Annotated in this window: 10 protein-coding genes and 1 pseudogene; 4 read left to right on the forward strand and 7 right to left on the reverse strand. The window is 47.8% G+C overall.

Features of this window, described 5'->3' with window-relative positions; all coding sequences use genetic code 11:
- Positions 1–163: 163 nt before the first annotated feature.
- Positions 164–4495 carry a calcium-binding protein gene (locus H6G21_RS24900; protein WP_190577279.1) on the reverse strand — a complete coding sequence of 1444 codons (4332 nt, stop codon included), beginning with the start codon at positions 4493–4495 and terminating at the stop codon, positions 164–166.
- A gap of 148 nt (positions 4496–4643) precedes the next feature.
- On the opposite strand from H6G21_RS24900, the gene H6G21_RS24905 reads away from it, so the two are divergent.
- Both H6G21_RS24905 and H6G21_RS24910 read left to right on the forward strand, forming a co-directional pair.
- A complete protein-coding gene (locus H6G21_RS24905; protein ID WP_190577281.1) occupies positions 4644–5066 on the forward strand; it encodes a helix-turn-helix domain-containing protein in 423 nt (140 codons plus the stop codon).
- A gap of 140 nt (positions 5067–5206) precedes the next feature.
- Entirely contained in the window at positions 5207–7522 is a 2316-nt protein-coding gene (locus H6G21_RS24910) for a calcium-binding protein (RefSeq protein ID WP_190577283.1), read from the forward strand.
- 247 nt (positions 7523–7769) lie between these two features.
- Here H6G21_RS24910 and truB read toward each other — a convergent pair whose 3' ends face one another.
- From truB to H6G21_RS24935, 5 genes are all read right to left on the reverse strand, one after another.
- Positions 7770–8669 carry a tRNA pseudouridine(55) synthase TruB gene (truB, locus tag H6G21_RS24915; RefSeq protein WP_190577285.1) on the reverse strand — a complete coding sequence of 300 codons (900 nt, stop codon included), beginning with the start codon at positions 8667–8669 and terminating at the stop codon, positions 7770–7772.
- Between the two features lie 100 nt (positions 8670–8769).
- Complete coding sequence (locus tag H6G21_RS24920; RefSeq protein WP_242042046.1) at positions 8770–10437, reverse strand: alpha/beta hydrolase; 1668 nt, start codon at positions 10435–10437, stop codon at positions 8770–8772.
- Positions 10438–10574: 137 nt separating this feature from the next.
- On the reverse strand, positions 10575–11147 hold the full coding sequence (locus H6G21_RS24925) for a PadR family transcriptional regulator (protein ID WP_190577287.1): 573 nt from the start codon (positions 11145–11147) through the stop codon (positions 10575–10577).
- Positions 11148–11290: 143 nt separating this feature from the next.
- Entirely contained in the window at positions 11291–12595 is a 1305-nt protein-coding gene (locus H6G21_RS24930; protein WP_190577289.1) for a pitrilysin family protein, read from the reverse strand.
- A gap of 151 nt (positions 12596–12746) precedes the next feature.
- The gene (locus H6G21_RS24935) at positions 12747–13265 is read right to left on the reverse strand and encodes a L,D-transpeptidase (protein WP_190577291.1); all 519 of its coding nucleotides are present in this window, start codon (positions 13263–13265) and stop codon (positions 12747–12749) included.
- A 426-nt stretch (positions 13266–13691) separates the two neighbouring features.
- Between H6G21_RS24935 and H6G21_RS24940 the strand changes: the two genes are divergently transcribed.
- Positions 13692–15017 carry a hypothetical protein gene (locus tag H6G21_RS24940; RefSeq protein ID WP_190577293.1) on the forward strand — a complete coding sequence of 442 codons (1326 nt, stop codon included), beginning with the start codon at positions 13692–13694 and terminating at the stop codon, positions 15015–15017.
- Between the two features lie 330 nt (positions 15018–15347).
- Positions 15348–16853, forward strand: coding sequence for a hypothetical protein (locus H6G21_RS24945; RefSeq protein ID WP_190577295.1), 1506 nt, complete (start codon positions 15348–15350; stop codon positions 16851–16853).
- Between the two features lie 566 nt (positions 16854–17419).
- Here H6G21_RS24945 and H6G21_RS24950 read toward each other — a convergent pair.
- Positions 17420–18096, reverse strand: a pseudogene (locus H6G21_RS24950) (photosystem II D2 protein (photosystem q(a) protein)); the annotation flags it as partial.

Below are 18096 nucleotides of genomic sequence, written 5' to 3' on the forward strand. Positions count from 1 at the left end.
GTCCAATTCGATCGCTTCGATGACTCTGCGTCGAAAATCTTCACTGTAGGGGCGGGCCATGGTCAGCAGGGGGAATTACTCACTTCCCTTCTAGTCTACGTCCTAAGGTCGCTGGCTTTAGCTATATCCCCTCTGAACGGAAGATGCTTTTTGGGAAATCACCTTATATCAAGGGGGCGTTGTAGTTCGGCATTGTAGGATTTGCAGCAGTTAAGGGCGTGGTGAGTTCTGTGGGGCTGGGGTTGAAGCCAGGGATAGCGGTTGTTAGACCGTTGGCAACCAGACGATCGCTAAATTGAGCTGCGAGCTGATCGCGTTTTTGAGTAAAGGTGCGGGTGGGGTCTTCTACTGTGACAAAGAAACTGCTGTTGAATTGGTTGGGTGTTGTCCACATGATCTGAGCGAGGCGATCGCCGGTGCTGGCATGGCTGATTTGGGTGAAAAATTCCCAGCCTTGTCGTCCCTCGGTGATTACGAGTTGGTCAAAGCTCATACCGCCAATTAAGCCAAAGCGATCGTTGTTGTTGAATTGAAAGATTTTGCTGGTACCGGAGCCGAAGCTGAGGATAAATAGATCGTTGCCATGACCGCTATAAATTTGGTTATTGCCTGCTCCTGCATCGACGATATTATGTCCCTCAGCGAGGTAGATGGTGTCGTCGCCGTCGCCTGTGAGGATATAGTCGTTGCCTGCTCCGTCGGTGATCCAGTCGTTGCCGGAGCCAGATTTAATCCAGTTATGACCTTCGCCTGCTTGGATGATATTGTTGCCATCGCCTGCGTCGATGAGGTCGTTGCCGGGGCCTGCGGTAATGCGATCGTTGCCTGCGCCTGCGAAGATGAGGTTGTGACCTTCCCCTGCGTCGATGATGTTATTGCCTTCTAGGTCGATGATGAGGTCTTTGCCAAGTTCGGCATAGTGGAGATCGTCGCCGAGGCCACCGATTTGAATATCATTACCTAACCCACCGACGATACGATCGTTGCCTTCTCCACCAATGAGAGTGTCATCGCCTGCATAGCCTTCTAGGATATCATCTCCTCCAAGACCAAGAAGGATATTTCTGCCATTATCCCCAATTAAGTAGTCATTAAACTGGCTACCTTCAAGTCCTTCAGTTTCTGTAATTTCATCGCCAATAGCGTCACCTTGCCACCCGCTCCGCGCATACAGACTAACAGCAATGCCTGACGTGGCATCTCTGTAGGAAACAATATCAAATCCGGCTCCACCATTAAGACGATCTCTGCCAGCACCGCCCAACAGGATATCATCACCATCTTGACCTTGGAGGTCATCATCACCTGCCAGCCCGATGAGAATATCATTGCCGTCCCAACCGCGAATTTGATTATTGAAACGGTTGCCAATCAGGATATCCGCAAATTTTGAGCCATCGATATTCTCAAGGTTTTTCAGAACATCGGAGAAGCCGTAACCATCTTTTGCTGCACCAGCACTAATTTCAAAGCTAAAGCCAGGTACAAAATAGGTTTGCTGACTACTGTTATAGCCTCGGCTCTCATCAATGTTGACAATGACTCCTGAAGGTGCATCTCCATAGTCCACAAGATCGTCACCTTCACCACCATCAATAGCATCTGCCCCACTGTTGCCTCGAAGTAAATCCGCTCCACTGTCACCAAAAATCAGGTCATTGCCAGTACCACCTTCAATGAGGTCATTGCCCGCACCACCATGCAGTTCATCATTGCCTGCATCGCCCCAGATTCTGTCATTGCCGATGCCACTGTCTCCGAATACAACATCATCACCACCGCCAGCGTGGATGTCATCGTCGCCATCGCCGCCACGAATATAGTCATTGTCACCGATGTCAGGGTTACCCTCAAGATCGCCCCAGATGATGTCTAACCCTTGATTGCCGAAGATTGTATCTTTGCCAAGACCACCAATAATTGTGTCATTGCCAAACTCGCCGTAGATTGTATCGTCGCCACCTAGCCCAACAATATAATCATTGCCATATCCAGCAGTAATGATATTGTTTCCGTCATTTCCAACAAGGTTATCAGTGCTGTCAGAATCTGAGCCAATAATATTTTCAATGTCTAGAAGGATATCTACACCACCCCAACTGTCTACAGCTCGACCACGACTAAGATCAACTAGCACTCCATATGGATCTCGCCGATAACTGACTGTATCAGAACCAGCACCTCCATCTAAAATGTCATTGCCAGCATTACCAATCAGTAGATCGTTGCCGCCCAAGCCCCTGATCTTATTATCTAGCTGGTTTCCAATTAAGATATCGTTGTTTAGAGAACCTTGAATATTCTCTAAACCACTGAGCCTATCTACAGTTCCAAATCCATCTTGAGCCTCACCTCGATCGACAAAAAAGTCAGGTTCAAGGTCTCTGTAATAGAAATCTGGATTGGCATCGTTAACTGAATTTTGCCGTCTGAGACCTGTGTTGTTCTGATAGGCTTTATCTTCGTTAATGTTTACAACAACACCATTCAGTGAATTTGTGTAATAGACTGTATCTTCACCGTTACCACCAATAATAGTATCATTACCTAAGCCACCGACTAAATCATCGTTTCCATTCCCCCCATTGAGTAGATCATTACTACCGTTTCCAAAAAGCTGATCATTTCCATCATTGCCGAAGAAATTATCGTTGCCATCGCCCCCATTCATTTTATCGGAGAAATTGGAACCAAAAATCCCTTCAATATCTACCAGAATGTCTTCTTCCACGTCTCCTTTGTGATCCAAAGAACCTTTGACAACTCGGTAAATATCAGAACTAGGCATTGGAAAGGGCTGTCCCCTCAAACCCATGTATTCAGAGTAAACGGTGATTGAATGTCCCCAAGAAGTATATTGAACGAAGTCATTTCCCTCTCCTGAACCACCATCAATAAAATCCCAGCCAGAACCAGCGATTATCCAATCGCTACCAGACTTACCGCGAACCACGTCATTTCCAGCCTTGGGATTGAATGTATCTCTATCATCAGATCCTTCCAGCCAGTCTCCATCGTCTGTGCCTTCTATAACACCTTTCCCAAATATAGGGCTATTGGGGAAATAGTATCCTTTTGGATTCAATACTTCAGCAAATTTTTGGAATTGAGGTCTAACATCTTGTCTACCAGGGATAATGATAGAGGGAGCATCTGGTGTTTTTATAAATCCAATATCTGGAATTTCAATACCATTGCTAAGAACAAGATCTTTTCCCAAATAGCGCCCTAAATCATGCCCAATCCAAACTCCAAATCCAGATTGAGAAATATCTTGAATTGAGAAATTTGGAAGCCAATCTAAAAGATGTTGAAATTTCTCCTTATTTGAAGCTCTGACATCAATTTTCAAACGTGCAACTGGATCAACAATCGGAATGATATTTGTGAATGTAGAGAGAGTATCTGAATCAAGAGACAGCGTGGAGTAATTGGTTGGTGAGCCAAGAGAAATTATTTTTATACGTGAACCAAATGCGCTCTGAAAGTCTTCTCTTCTTTCTAGCAAACCATCTTCAACAAAGAAGTTCCCTTGCGAATGAGGAACAAATATCACTGAGTTATTTACATTGTTTTGCAAATGATTTAATACATCTTGCATCCAATCGACTTCATTATTCTTTGTGTCTTTTATGTGATGATTTAATGATTTACTAGCAGGAGCAGGATCACTAGAAAAGAATTGACTTAAGGCCTCCATCAAATCAGTTGGTGGGTCAAAACCAATGCGTTCGGCTATATCATCCAAATCTCCAAATCTGTCTACGAAATCTGCAATTAAGATTTTCTGTAGTGGATTCATCTGGAGAAGTTGTACAGCCCCCAAAATGGGTGTACTAATTAGTTGACTTAATTTAAATGCAGCATAGTTGTTTGTTTCTCCGTTCAACAATGCCCACTTATCAGCTAATACTCCATCAGGAGTCTGAGCCCCTAGTGCATTAGGAAATTTTGCCTTCCAATAGTCACGATACCTATTAACAGCAAAGGTGAAAATTGCTGCTACAAGAGAACTGTGAAATTCTTGTATCTCAGCATTTGGACCTTTGGAAGGATTATAAAATGATTCCAGCTTAAGCGACCCATATCCAGGTGTAACTACTGCATCTCCCCACTCTTTAAGCTTTAATTCATTTTTCACATCACTTCTCTGAGTATCAAATCCTGCCTCATCTGTCAAAATTCCATTGATGAATACGACTTTAGTCTGACCTCGCTGCTCAACTATATTTTTATAAACCCAGTCAGAATTCCAACTGTAATCATTAGAGTAGGTAACGTTATTCATCAGTTCCTCCAGATTCAGGTGTTCCAAAGCGACCGAACAAATGCCACATTCCAACTTACTCATCGATTTGAAATGCAACTTGAATGTGTAGTCATGATTATTACGGTAAAGTAAATTTGGTGTCAATACTTTAGCAAGTAAAATTGTGTTGCTTTTTATGGATTGACTTTGAGAAAGCATGGCGCTATCCTCTTTCAGGTAAGCCACCCTAATGCTTAATGTGTCCTCAAAAGTCCGCCGTCACCAGATAGCCTCTGCGGGATCTGCCTCAGAGAGTTCATCGGCTCAAAGCAACAAGCCCGTTTATGTCTCAACTCTTGCCAAACTGCGCCACCAGTCAGAGGAAGAGGGTTTTGTGGTGACTCAGCGAGATCTAGCGGTGCAACTCGGCGTAACCGAAACCACGATTCAGAATTGGGAACATGGCAAAGTCGGAGCCATTCAGTTCCAGCGCATCATTCAGCTCTGTGAGCTATTGAACTGTCAAATCGAAGACCTGATCACCCCCCTGCCAGACGATGAACCCCTGATCTACTTCGATGAGAGCGATCGACCGCAATGGAGAACCCACATCAAAGCGCTCCGCGAACAACAACGCATGACCCAAAGAGTCCTCGCTTACAAACTAGGCATCACTGAGATGACTCTCAAATCCTGGGAAAACCATCACACTTGTGCCGAATTAATTGCCAGGATGATTAAGTTATGCCGAATTTTGCGCTGCCAAATTACAGACTTAGTAGAAATCAAATCGGGAACGAAAATGAAGAAACCATAATAATTTGAAAATTTGGCTTGTAATTCATGCCTTGTTTGAATAAATTACCCCCTTAACGCAGAACCTAAATTGAGAACAACTGGTTGCTTGCGTACATGATGCAAGTCAGGGATTACAGGGTAAGGAGATAGCTCAGAGGTATGACAACAAATTGGTGCCTTGAGGTGGTCTTGCTGAGCATTCCTGCCATTTTAGGCAGAGAACCGATCGAGGAAGAATCCTTCCAGCAATTCGCATCTTTCGTGGAAGATTTGCTAGCAACAGATGCACTAGTTTGTATTGGTGCACATTGGATTGCCAAACTCGAATCCTCCAGCGGCATCCATCGAGATATGGCCTATCGCATTCGGGAGTTGCTCGGCGATCGGGTAGAAATTCTACAGGTTCCTGAAAGCCTTGCAACCGCCTTTGAACATCTCCCATTGACAAAAGGCATCGATATCAAAATTGCCCGAGAGAATGGGATTGAGTTACAAGTCGTTTGGCAGCATGGCTCCCTAAAAATGGAAGACTTGACAATCTCCAATGTCGTCAGTGGCAATTCAATCCCCATCTCCGCCAGCCAATTTATTGACTCCTACCTGCGCCCACCCTCCGAACAGGAACATTACGACAGCGGATCGTTTGAGTTTCGTTTCCGGAACGATGCCCTTCTTCCTAGCCATGGCATTGCCCAGAAAAGCCAATCCTTCCAAGAGATGATGGAGCTTGAACAGACTTGGGGGTTACCCTCCCCTTTTTTATACGCTGAGTGGGTAGATTCATCCCTGCATCCCTTGATCAACTTGTGGGTCACAATGGCTCTCTTGCAGATCCCCGCGATCGAAGTGCTAAATCCCCACAAATTTTCACCCTTTAATTTACGAACCCCACTGACGGATGTCATCCAGAATCATCCTCACGCTAATCTTGATTCAAGTAGCAATCGTTCCCAACCAACCGCCCAGATTTCTGCGATCGCCTCCACAACATTTTTAGGGAACCCCGGTTCATTTCAGGTTTATCAATTTGAATTTAGGTCTGGCAACCATTGGCAGAACCGAGTTGTAGCCCAATCGCCTTTCCCATCTTTCTCCCCAGGGCTCCCCAGCAAGGCTCCAGGACGAGCAAGCATAGCTAGCCCCGAAACAGACTCCAACAATTCGATCTCCAACAACAGCATTGCCGATACTCAAGCTCTTGATCGGAAAACTCCTCTCGAACATCTACTATGGATTTTCGAGATAGAAAAACAATCTGCTCCAGGGAATACACATCGTTCTGACGAATCCTATGAATTTTCTGGTATTCCAAATTTTTGGGATCCAGTAGATCAATTGGATAGAACACCAGGCAATTTACTTGAGAGAGTTAAATCTACTTATCAAGGGATAAATTTTGATTGTATGCGACCAGCTTCTGTAAATCCTTGGATTGATCTACCCAGGCATATTAGACAAGTAGAAGAATTTTATTCTGAAGCTCAGACTATTAAATTTGATGCAGCTTTTGGTAATCTTTTAGGCGTAATCAGTACCAATCTTAATGACCTCATTACAATCTTCGTAGGGAATCAATTTATTGATGCTAAAGATGGAAATAATTTAGTCCTTTCGGGTGCAGGTGATGATTATATTATCACTGGCTCAGGTGAAGATTTTATTGATGCAGGCGGTGGCAATAATTCCATTTTCTCAGGAGCTGGAGCAGATGAAATTGTAGTTAATTCCGGCAGAAATTGGATTGATGCAGGGGATGGCAATGATCGCATCGTATTACTAGCAGGCAACAACTTCCTCCGAGGTGGAACTGGGAATAATTCTATTTCCGTCAACTCAGGTAATAACTTTATTGACGCAACAATGGGAAGGGATAATATCAATATTTATGGGGGCCATAACTTCATTCAGTTAGGGAACGATCGAAGCCAAATATATATTGATAATGGCAATAACCTAGTTGATCCTGGAATGGGCTCCCATTCTATTGACCTATGGAGAGGAGAGAGTACAATCATCCTCAGACCAAGTAAAGGTATCACACAGATTAGTAGATTTTTCTCCGATCGCTTTGACAGTAAGCTTCAGTTTGGTTTAGTTGATGGAATAAAGTACGAAGACTTAGTGATCACCTATCATTCTGATTATTCCGATCTATCGAAAGGTTATGTTCAAATCCAACATACCCAGACCCAAGACATCCTAGCTCAAGTTTCCTCACCCTGGAATTCATCACTCATTGATAACCTCAACTTCAGAGACTTTTTTGTCAGAGAGTTCTTTGTCACCATTGAGAATTCGCTGCCTCAATTTCCTGCCCCAGCCCCTCACCCATTACTCAACAATTCCTCTCTTCCATCGTTCGATCGCGGTCGAACCCAGCCCCTGCCCAACCCCTTCAAGAACTTATTCGATCGGTATCCACTCTTCCCCAGTCCTCCTCCTTTGCAGAACCCCCTCAACGCAGTCAGTCAATAGAAAGAGAATTCAAGAATGTCTTGTTGGCAAGCTTGTATCACGCACTTAAGTTGCAACAAAAAGTAGGACAGAGTGCTGTTAGGCATTTATGGAACGCCACCACCATGCACTCTGCCCTTAGGAATTGAAGTCCAAAACAAATCCTGTAACCTTATATTTCTCTATTCATCCTAGAGAGGAGCTATCAGGATCAAATCAAAGAGATTACACCCTCGGTTTGGGTAAACGCCCTGGACTGACTCTCCGCTTATCCTTGCGGTTCATAGACCATCGTAGGTCGGAGGAGCCAACCGTCTTCTTGGGTCTCCAACTGCGACACCCCTAGGAACTTTCCAGTTTCTGCGTGGATTCTCACCCAATCCGCGATCGGTTGCGTCACCTCTGGGAAAAAGATGCGCTGCCCCAAACACCAACGGCGAGCCAGTTCTGGCTCTAAGCACCAAACCGGTAGATGCTGTAACACCTGCTCCGGTGGCACGAGGTGAAATTCATGGGCTTCCACCTGCTGTGCGATCGTTTCTAACGTCACACTTGCAGCCAAATCAAAGCCACCGCTCGCTGTGCGGGTGAGTCCCGCCAGGGTTGCCCCGGTTCCAACCGCTTGGCCTAAATCACGGGCGATCGCGCGGATATACGTCCCACCACCACACGCCACCGCGAGATCAATTTCGGGAAACTCGCCACCGCGCCAAGCCAGGAGTTCGATCGCCGACACCTCCACCGTACGCATAGGCACATCGACCGCTTTGCCCGATCGCGCCAGATCGTACAACCGCTGGCCCTGGACTTGAATCGCGCTAAAGGCGGGGGGAATTTGCTGCATCGTGCCAATAAATTGCGGAATGGCCGCTTGCACCCCGTCTAACGTTAACTGCGGCACCGCCTGCTGGGTCAGAATTTCCCCTTCCAAATCATCGGTGTTGGTCGTTACACCAAACCGCACGATCGCACAATAGGCTTTACCCGTTGGAAGAAATTGCAATAACCGTGTGGCTCGTCCCACTGCGATCGGGAGCACTCCATCCGCCGCTGGATCTAGGGTACCTGCATGGCCAATTTTTTTGGTTTTGAGCAAGCGCCGTAGTCGTGAGATGCAATCATGGGAGGTCATTCCCAGAGGTTTATTTAAGTTGAGAAATCCATCCATGATCGAACACTCTCTCCATCACAAAATTGACACGTCAACCTACAGTAACGTTGATGTAAAATGAATCGCTTTATCTGTTTGAAGCAACGAAAGATTGATCCTAGCGACGCACCTGGGCAGGATCAAATTGAGTAATCAAGCTGAGACGCAAAGGATTTTGACTAATTGCTTGGGTATAGTTAGCCGTCAGATAGGGACGAAAGGCTGGCTGCTTCATAATGTAGGTGCCGAAAAACGCTAAGCTCAAGCCATTTAAGTAACGACGGGCTAGCAAAGGATTGGGACCGATCAATTCCGGTGGAATCGGCAAGGAATTATTACGGGAGTCAGAATCCGCCAAAAAGGAAAAATGGGTGCCCCGATCGACCATCACTAAATATCGTTCTGGGGTATGCAACCAAGTAAACGGTAAAACCTGTTCTAAAATAGAGGGCGCAACGGTATCGGCATTGCCTGTGACAATCATAGTCGGCACTTTAATTTGGCCGATACTGTCTTGCCCCAACGCCACACTGCCAATGGGATTAATAGCAACGACGGCGGCGACCCGAGCATCGCCTAGATAGTACGTTGGGTTGGGGAGTTCCGCTGCCAGACATTGCAACACCAAGGAGATATTAAACGTATTCACCTGTTTGGTCTGGGTACATTGCGTTTCCGCCAAGGATTTGCCATTCAGCGGTGCACCCGCCAAGGCCAACGCTGTATAACCACCGAAGGATTGACCCAACACCCCCACCCGTTGCAAATTGATGCGACGTAAACGGGTGTCTCCCTGCGCTTTCCGAGTCAATTCATCCAGTAAAAACGTGATATCCAACGGTCGATCGTGGAATTCACTGGCTTCTGTAACTTCATCGGTGAGGCCCTTTAGCAAGGCTTTCATCTGTCTAGCATTACTGCCAGGATGCTCGGGAACCGCCACCGCAAACCCATGGGAAGCAAGGTGTTCGGCTAAATACTTAAAGGTGTTTAAATCTGACCCCAAGCCGTGGGAAATGACGACGAAGGGAATAGGACTCCCCGATCGCTCCACTGACCGAGGCAAGTAGAGATTCATGGGAAACGATCGCCGCTTCACAAAGCCCGTTGAACTCACTCGCCCATCATCCCGCAGGTTGAACGACAAGACATCCCAACCATTGCGACCCCGCTGCGTCAGATCCATCAACGGCGTGGGGAGAGGCAGATCCCCTACCCCTTGGCTCGCCTGAGCTTCGATCGCTTGGGTATACAAATTCGTCCAAGTCACGAGTTTTTCTAACTCATCGGCAATCTGCAAGGTTCGCAACAGATCCACCCGAATCCCTCGGGTAGGAAAATTCCGCACCACATTCAGCGGCGAAAGCCCCTTTTGCCGATCGACCGCGGCCAAAATCAACGCCGCCCGGATGGCCTTGGCTCCATCGGTTCTGGCCTCTGGCTGGATCACCTGGCCCAACCGTCCCAGCAAAATTTCCCCTTGGGGACTGTAGAGAAACTGGGAAATTGCGATCGGACTGAGTTCGGCCTTAGCCTTCAGCACCGATCGTAACTGCTGGCGTTGCTCCGTATTGACGTAACTGGTGTAAACGTAGAGGTCGTCACTCAGTTCCCCTGTGTTGGCATACTTCTCCAGTTCCTCAAAGGAGATCGATCGCTCCAGCAGCCCATAGGACAGATAAATCCGCTCCGCTGCCTGGGCAGAGCCTGAGGCCATTGCCGTGGCGGCGATCATACTCACCCCCAGCAGTTGGAGGCATCGTTTCAGCAGAGAGGACGGAGCCAAAGAAAACAATGAAGAGACACGCATGGAACTGGGAGGCTTGGATTCAGACACCAAAATAGCATTCTCTCTGGAAATCGAGGTGGTTGATGATCAGATTGCCTGGGGGAATCTCGATCGCCCTGCATGCCCCCATCCCATCAGACTAATCCTGAAGCCGCAACTTCTAGATCCGCCTCCAGATCCAAGGCGGCGATCGCTTCTTCACACCAAGCCAGCCAACTTTCTTCGTAGCAAATGCCATTCCGTAGCGTGAGATAGCGACACCGCTTATCCCAGGCCATCGTTTCGATCGACGGGGCAAAACATTGCGCTTCGATCGTGCGATAGGTTTGCAGCTTAATCTGGTGCTGTTGTTGGTGATGTCGCAGTTCCTGGAGTAAGACCTGCGGGGAAACATGGCCACCCCCGAAGACCTTAACCAGCAAATCATCCTTGACGGGGGAAATTTCGGCGGGAGCAGCAATCCAAGTTTGCAACAATTCCCGCCCTGCTTCCGTAATGGTCAGCAGGCGTTTATCGGGCCGCCCCTCCTGATGCACGATCGTGCTGGAGAGATAACCCTGCTCCTCCATCTTGGTCAACTCGCGATAGATCTGTTGCTGACTGGCATACCAAAAGTAACCCACCGATCCCGCAAAGCGCTTCGACAGGTCGTAGCCACTGCAAGGCGTTTCCGCGATCGCAACCAAAATGGCATGGGATAACGCCATAAGTTTCCCCCATCAAGTACTCACCTTTTTGAGTATAACGTTCCCTGTTGAGTCCGGATTAGCCCCAATCAGTCCAGATGAGTCCCAATCACGCCCAATCCGTCCCAATCAGTCTCCGTTAGCCCCGATCAGCGCCAGTCCGTTCAACTCGGCTTCACAACAACCACACCATAGGCATCGCATGTGAGATACTTCTGAGCCGCTGCCTGCAAAGCCTGGGGCGTCAGCGATCGCACCCGATCGGCATAGGTAAAGACGGGATCTAAGCTGCCTGTCATGGCGTGGTAATAGCCATAGAGATTCGTGCGATCGCTGGGGGTTTCGTTACCAAAGACAAAGTGATTGGCCACTTGGGTACAAACTTTTTCCAGCTCCACCGCTGGGATCAGATTGGTTTGCAAACGCTGGACATGCTCGATCATGGCGGTCTCCACCTGCTCCACGCATTCCACAGGCAACTGGGACGTCAGACAAAACAACCCTTGGTGTTGATAGGTGAGGTTGGTTGCGCCAATTCCAGACACCCAGCCCCGCTGTTCCCGCAGATCCTGCACCAGTCGCGCCGTGCGACCATGGCCCAGAATATTGGACAGTACATCCAGCGCGTAGGTCTCTTCCAGTTCTGTCACGCCAGGAACCCGCCACAGCACCATCAATCGTGCCTGCTGCAACGTCGGATCCACAAATTCTTGGCGGATAATTTGATTAAAGGGTTGTTCACCCAGCAAGGCGGGGCGTTCTTCGATCGCGTTGGATGCGGTCGATCGAGGGACTCCCTCCCTCCATTGTTCACAACTACGTTCTACGGTACGAATCAAGTCTTCCACCGGGAGATTGCCCACAGCCACCGCCGTCATGTTGTGGGGTTGATACCAATGGCGATGGAAATCCAACATTTGGCTAGACGTCAGTTGCTCAATCACCGACGTTGGCCCCAGTACAGGTCGGCGGTAGGGCAAGGTGCTAAAGCCCAAGTCCAGCATATGCTGATAGGTGCGCCGCCGGGGATTATCATCCGATCGGCGAATTTCTTCTAAGACCACCTGGCGCTCTCGCTCAAAGCCATCGGTGGGAATTGCGGCATTCAGCAACACGTCCAGTTGCAACGGAGCCAAGTCAGCAAAATCCTGGGGGGCTGTGGTGATGTAGTAGTGGGTATAGTCGTGGCTGGTTGCGGCATTGGTAATGGCTCCCCGTTCCTCCACGCGATATTCAAATTCTCCACTGGCGAGCTGCTCCGTCCCTTTGAAAATCATGTGTTCCAGGAAATGAGCCATGCCGTTAATGGCGTCACTTTCCACGATCGAACCCACATTCAGCCACAAATTGAGCGTGACTGCATCAACAGGCATCTGTTCAGCAATGACAGTCATGCCATTGGCTAGACGGTGAATGGTTGGAAAATTCAATGGGGAAACTTGTGGGGTTCGAACGAGAATTGAAGTCATTCTTAGCCTCAGAATTTGCCCTAGAAGGTCGATCGAGTCTATTTACACCCTCTAGAGGTTGTTCCTATTTATCTTAATGCCCGGAGGAGAGATACCGCAGCTCGAAAGTTAGCCCGAATTGACAATTTCTGACCCATCACGCCCGATCTCATCACTCATGAATGACGACGGGCGTACCGACCCGCGCCCAGCCATACAGCCATCGCGCTGCATCGGGAGCCAGATTGACACAGCCATGGCTGACGGGGGTTCCGAAGCTATTATGCCAATACGCACCATGAATGGCATAGTTACCGGAATAGAACATGGCGTGGGGCACATCGGGAACTTCATAATCTGCACCGCGCATGGTCACCGATCGGAATTTTTCTTGAATTTCAAAAACCCCTGTGCGGGTGGGTGTGGAAGCTTTGCCAGTGGAGACAATTTTGGCATCGATCCAGCGGTTCCCTTCCCAGGCAATCAAGCGTTGTCGCGAGAGATCGATTTGAATCCAGCGTTGTTGCGATTTCTTAAGACTGGCAATTTCTTTCTGAATATAGCTAGACGCTTCCGCAGCCGGGGGCGTGAAGGGGGTTTGCCAAGTCCCCGGCGCAAGGGGCACTAGGACACTGGCTAGGACGATCGCGCTCAAAATCTGTCTCGACCAAGACCGGGAAAGACCAAACATAACCCTAATCCTCACAAAAAGAATGGTGAATGAAGCTAAATGACACCTCTGATTTTCATACTGCCCATAGGAAGGATCTGATGCAAACTTGCGCAGCAATCTCGACTGACCAACCGAGACTCACTAACCGAGACTCACTCATTTGGTTGACGCAAGGGACTGGATGGGGCAGGGGTTGGGGATCCTAGAGTCTCCCCTCGAAGTGTCAGAAAGGATATCAACTCTAAAATCGGTTCCAGTAGCATCCGGTCAAAGCAACATCAGCAAAGGCTTTGGTAGATACTGTCATCTACCGATTCCGATCGCCCCATTCCTGAAACGGCAAACCCTGCGGCGAACTTTATACTGGAAGCATCTGGTGTTGATTGTGGCATCCAGCATAATAAACTCTCAGCGGATATTTTTTTAGGAGCCTAGACAATTCCCATGGTTGAGCGAGAACAAACCCCGTTAAATCCCCCGCTAAATCCAACGGTGATGAAGACGATCGAACGGCTGCGGTATCGGGTTACCGTGGGGGATGTGGCCATGCAGTCGGGCTTAGATCTCGCAACCACGGAACGGGATATTCAAGCGATCGCGGCGGCGGCAGGGGGACATTTACAAGTTACGGATACGGGAGATATTGCCTACAAGTTCCCTGAAAATTTTCGGGAGATTCTGCGCAATAAGTTTTGGCAACTCAAGTTTCAGGAATGGTTGCAGGGAGTTTGGACGATCGCGTTTTATCTGATTCGGTTAGCCTTTGGAGCCTCGTTACTGATTTTGCTAACTTTAGTGATCATTGGTGTGATTGTTAGCATTTCCTTCTACAAGTCCGATTCTTCCCGGAATGATAACGATCGTAGCTTTGGAACGTGGTTTAACTTCAATCCCTTTTGGTTATTCGACTTTAATTCCTTTCGACCGGGTCAACAGCGCTACCGCGAAGGCGATCGACCCACGAATTTCCTGGAAGCCATCTTTTCCTTTGTGTTTGGGGATGGCGACCCCAATCGCGATTTAGAAGAGCGGCGATGGCAAGCGATCGGGCAGGTGATTCGGCAACGGCATGGGGTGGTGATCGCGGAGCAGGTGACGCCCTTTTTGGATGAGTTGGGTAGGGGATTTAGCCAAGAGTATGAGGAATACATGCTGCCGGTTTTGGTGCGGTTTGGGGGCAGCCCAGAGGTGAGCGAGACGGGGCAGTTGGTTTACCGTTTCCCAGAGTTACAGAAAACGGCAACTCAACCGTCCCGACAGCAATCCCCTGAGCCTTTTCTGAATGAGCCATTTTTGAAGGAACAACTATGGCGGTTTAGTAATGCAGATGGGTCGTTATTAATGTGGGCGGCCTTGTTGGGGATTCTGTTGCTAGTTCTATCGCTCTGGTCGGCAGGAATTCTACCTGGAGCGCTTCCTGCACGGGGGGTCTTTCGATCGATTGCTCAAGTTGCAATCGGGTACAGTGGATTTTACTTGGGAGTCCCGTTGCTGCGTTGGTTTGCGTTGATGGGGAAAAACGATAAGATTTCTGCCCGCAATCGCGATCGTCAGTTTCGATCGATTCGCTTAGAAGAACCGGATGCCCAAACCCAAGAGAAACTCCAATTTGCCCAACAGTTTGCCCAAATGCAGGCGATCGATGAAGCGAATCTGGCTTACACAACCGAGCGCGATTTATTGGATCAGGAAATTGAACAACGGGACAAACTAGATGCTGATTGGGAAAAACGCTTAAACGAATCTCAAAAGAAAAAGCGACAAAATTAGGTCACAAAAACAACAGGAGTTTCTTGTTATCCTCCGTAGGATTGCAGGATATTAACTCGACAAACTCCTCAGTATTTCCGAAATTACTCTGAATATCCTTATTTTAAAGAAATCGAGTAAAAACACGGTTTTTCGCTGTCAAATAAAAAAAGATAGTGAATGTGTCAATCGTCATGCGCAGTCCTGCACATTAACCTATTCAGGACATTGGCGAGCAACCACAATGTAAGGTTCATCGACAACTCAATTTGAGTACAAGTGTGAGTTCTAGCGGTTCTCATCATTTGTCCTCTGGGTTTACCGTTCAAATCTATCCAGTAACTATCCAGAATGTTGAAATTGACTCAACCTGCTATGATTGATAGCCAATCTGCATCAGTAACTATCCCAGACAATAAGCTACAAACCAACAGAAAATCTGTTGCGGCTGCACTCATTGCAATTGGCATGACTGCAACGAGTCTGACAACGCTTGCTGTCACTGAAAAGCCAGTAAATGCTAATTCTTCATGTAATGCAGTTGTTGTCTCCAGCTCTCGTAACATTGAATATAGGCGGGGAGCGACTTTACGAGCTTGCAACGGCTTTCGTTTAGTGTTTCAAGCAGATGGTAATCTCGTAGTTTACAATACTGCCGGACGTCCTTTATGGGCTACAGGAACTAATGGAACTGGAGCGAATATCCTAGCAGTCCAATCAGATGGTAACGTGGTTCTCTACGAAAACGGTAACCCACTCTGGGCTAGCAACACAGACCGCAATCCGGGTTCACGTTTGGCCATGCAAGCGGATGGGAATCTTGTCGTTTATAGATCCAATGGTCAACCTATTTTCAGTACTGGAACTGATGGTGGACAAGTTAAAACTTTATTTGCATCCTACGATTGGTGGGAAGCCCGTAGTCAGAGTGCAATGTTCTTCAGCAAAGCAACAGGTCGGCCTTTGGATGGTGGTGCCAATGGAGGCAATCAGGCTTATATGCATTCTCAAGCAATGCCATGGAATCGTTTCCAGCGCTGGCAGTTTCTCAGCCTTGGCAATAACGAGTTCATGATCATTAACAATCAAACCAGTCGAGCATTGGATGGTGGTGGTTCGAATGGGAACCAAGCTTACCTCAACTCGCAGCAAATGCCACTTAATAAATTCCAACGATGGCGACTGCAACCCACCAATGGGGGGCACATGATTATCAACGTTGCTACAGAAAGAGCTTTAGACTCTGGTGGAAGCAATGGAAATCAGATTTACATGAATTCCCGGCCCGATGGGAACCCTTATCAAGTCTGGCAGATTTCTAAAGTTCCGGCATTATCAGCAACAAGGTCAAAAGCCGAGGAGTTTTTCCGGTGGGCTGAAGGTACAAAGGGCATTACTCGTAGAGATGGAGACTTCTTCAAGAAGCACAAGGATCCTAATCAGCGTTGGGATCCAGATGGACAATGCGTTACCCTGATTGTCCGTTATCTACAAGATGTTTTCTTTAATGGAGATGCGTCACAGCGTGGGTATGGTCATGGCAAAGATGTGGCTTCTGGAGTAGCTAGTAGTCACTCAAATCTATTCGAGCCACTTACTCGGACTGGATTACCCAAACGGGGTGCAATTGTCTCCTTCAAAGGGAGATCTGATCAATACTATTTAGGCCAGCCTCTTAGTAACTTTGGACACGTTGGCATTGTTATGGAAGCTCGTGAGATTAATGGCCGCCGTGAAATTAAAATGATGGATTCCAACAGTGATGCAAAGGGTCCTGGCAGTGTAGTGAAAATTGGAGACTGGATTCCTTTGGATGCTTCTCATGGGGGTCTAAACGGCTGGACAAATCCTCGTTAAACAATCTCTAATCTAGTGATGTTTTACATATAGCAATCCGACGCGAATCGTGAGAAAGCCATCCAGAGACTGCAAGGCTTTGAACCGGAGTATGCTCATAAATCAGATCGGATTGCTATATAAAACAAGGACTAGAATTTCTTTAAAGCGACTAGCTGGAAGAGACTTTTCCCCATCACTGATAGACGACATAGGTTAATAAAAAATCGCACCTTTTTGATAATTGGCGCGATTTTTTATTTTTTATTAACCTTAAATCGGCAAATCAATCGGCAAATCGGCATCATTCATTTTGAAGGATGAAAGGTAGCAGAATCAGAAAAGACATTAATTTAATTTCTCTTGGAGCCGCTACAGACATAACCTCCTCGGTCGCAATCTCCAACAATCCTAGACACTGCAAAGATTTCTAAAAAACATAGGAGGGATCGATCGACCCCTCCTAAGTCATAGCCATAGTAATGAATGGTGGGATTCAGTTAACTCAATCCCGGCAACCTTAATTTGTCAGCAAGTTTAGATTCTCAAGTCTGAAGATTCTCAAATCTAACCCAACTTCCAGCACCTTACAGTGCGTTACCGCGAGGCAGTACCTCTTCGGGGAAAGTAAAGTGTTCGTGAATCTGGTCTTGAGGAGCCATCCATGCACGGATGCCCTCATTCAACAGAATGTTCTTCGTATAGAAGGTTTCAAATTCTGGATCTTCCGCAGCCCGCAATTCCTGCGACACAAAGTCATAGGCCCGCAGGTTCAACGCGATGCCCACAATCCCGACCGATGCCATCCACAACCCAGTTACGGGCACAAACAGCATGAAGAAGTGCAACCAACGCTTGTTGGAAAACGCAATCCCGAAAATCTGCGACCAGAACCGGTTCGCGGTCACCATCGAGTACGTTTCTTCCGCTTGGGTCGGGTTGAACGCACGGAAGGTGTTCGACCCTTCGCCATCTTCAAACAGCGTGTTCTCGACGGTCGCACCGTGGATGGCGCACAGCAGCGCTCCACCCAGAATGCCCGCCACTCCCATCATGTGGAAGGGGTTAAGCGTGAAGTTGTGGAACCCTTGCACGAATAGGATGAAGCGGAAAATCCCCGCTACCCCAAAGCTCGGTGCAAAGAACCAGGAAGACTGGCCCAATGGGTACATCAGGAAGACGCTGACAAACACCGCGATCGGGCCGGTGAAGGCGATCGCGTTGTAGGGTCGCAGTCCGACCAGACGAGCGATTTCGAGCTGAC

Origin of the sequence: Alkalinema sp. FACHB-956 (assembly GCF_014697025.1) — a bacterium.
Lineage (GTDB): Bacteria > Cyanobacteriota > Cyanobacteriia > Leptolyngbyales > Leptolyngbyaceae > Alkalinema.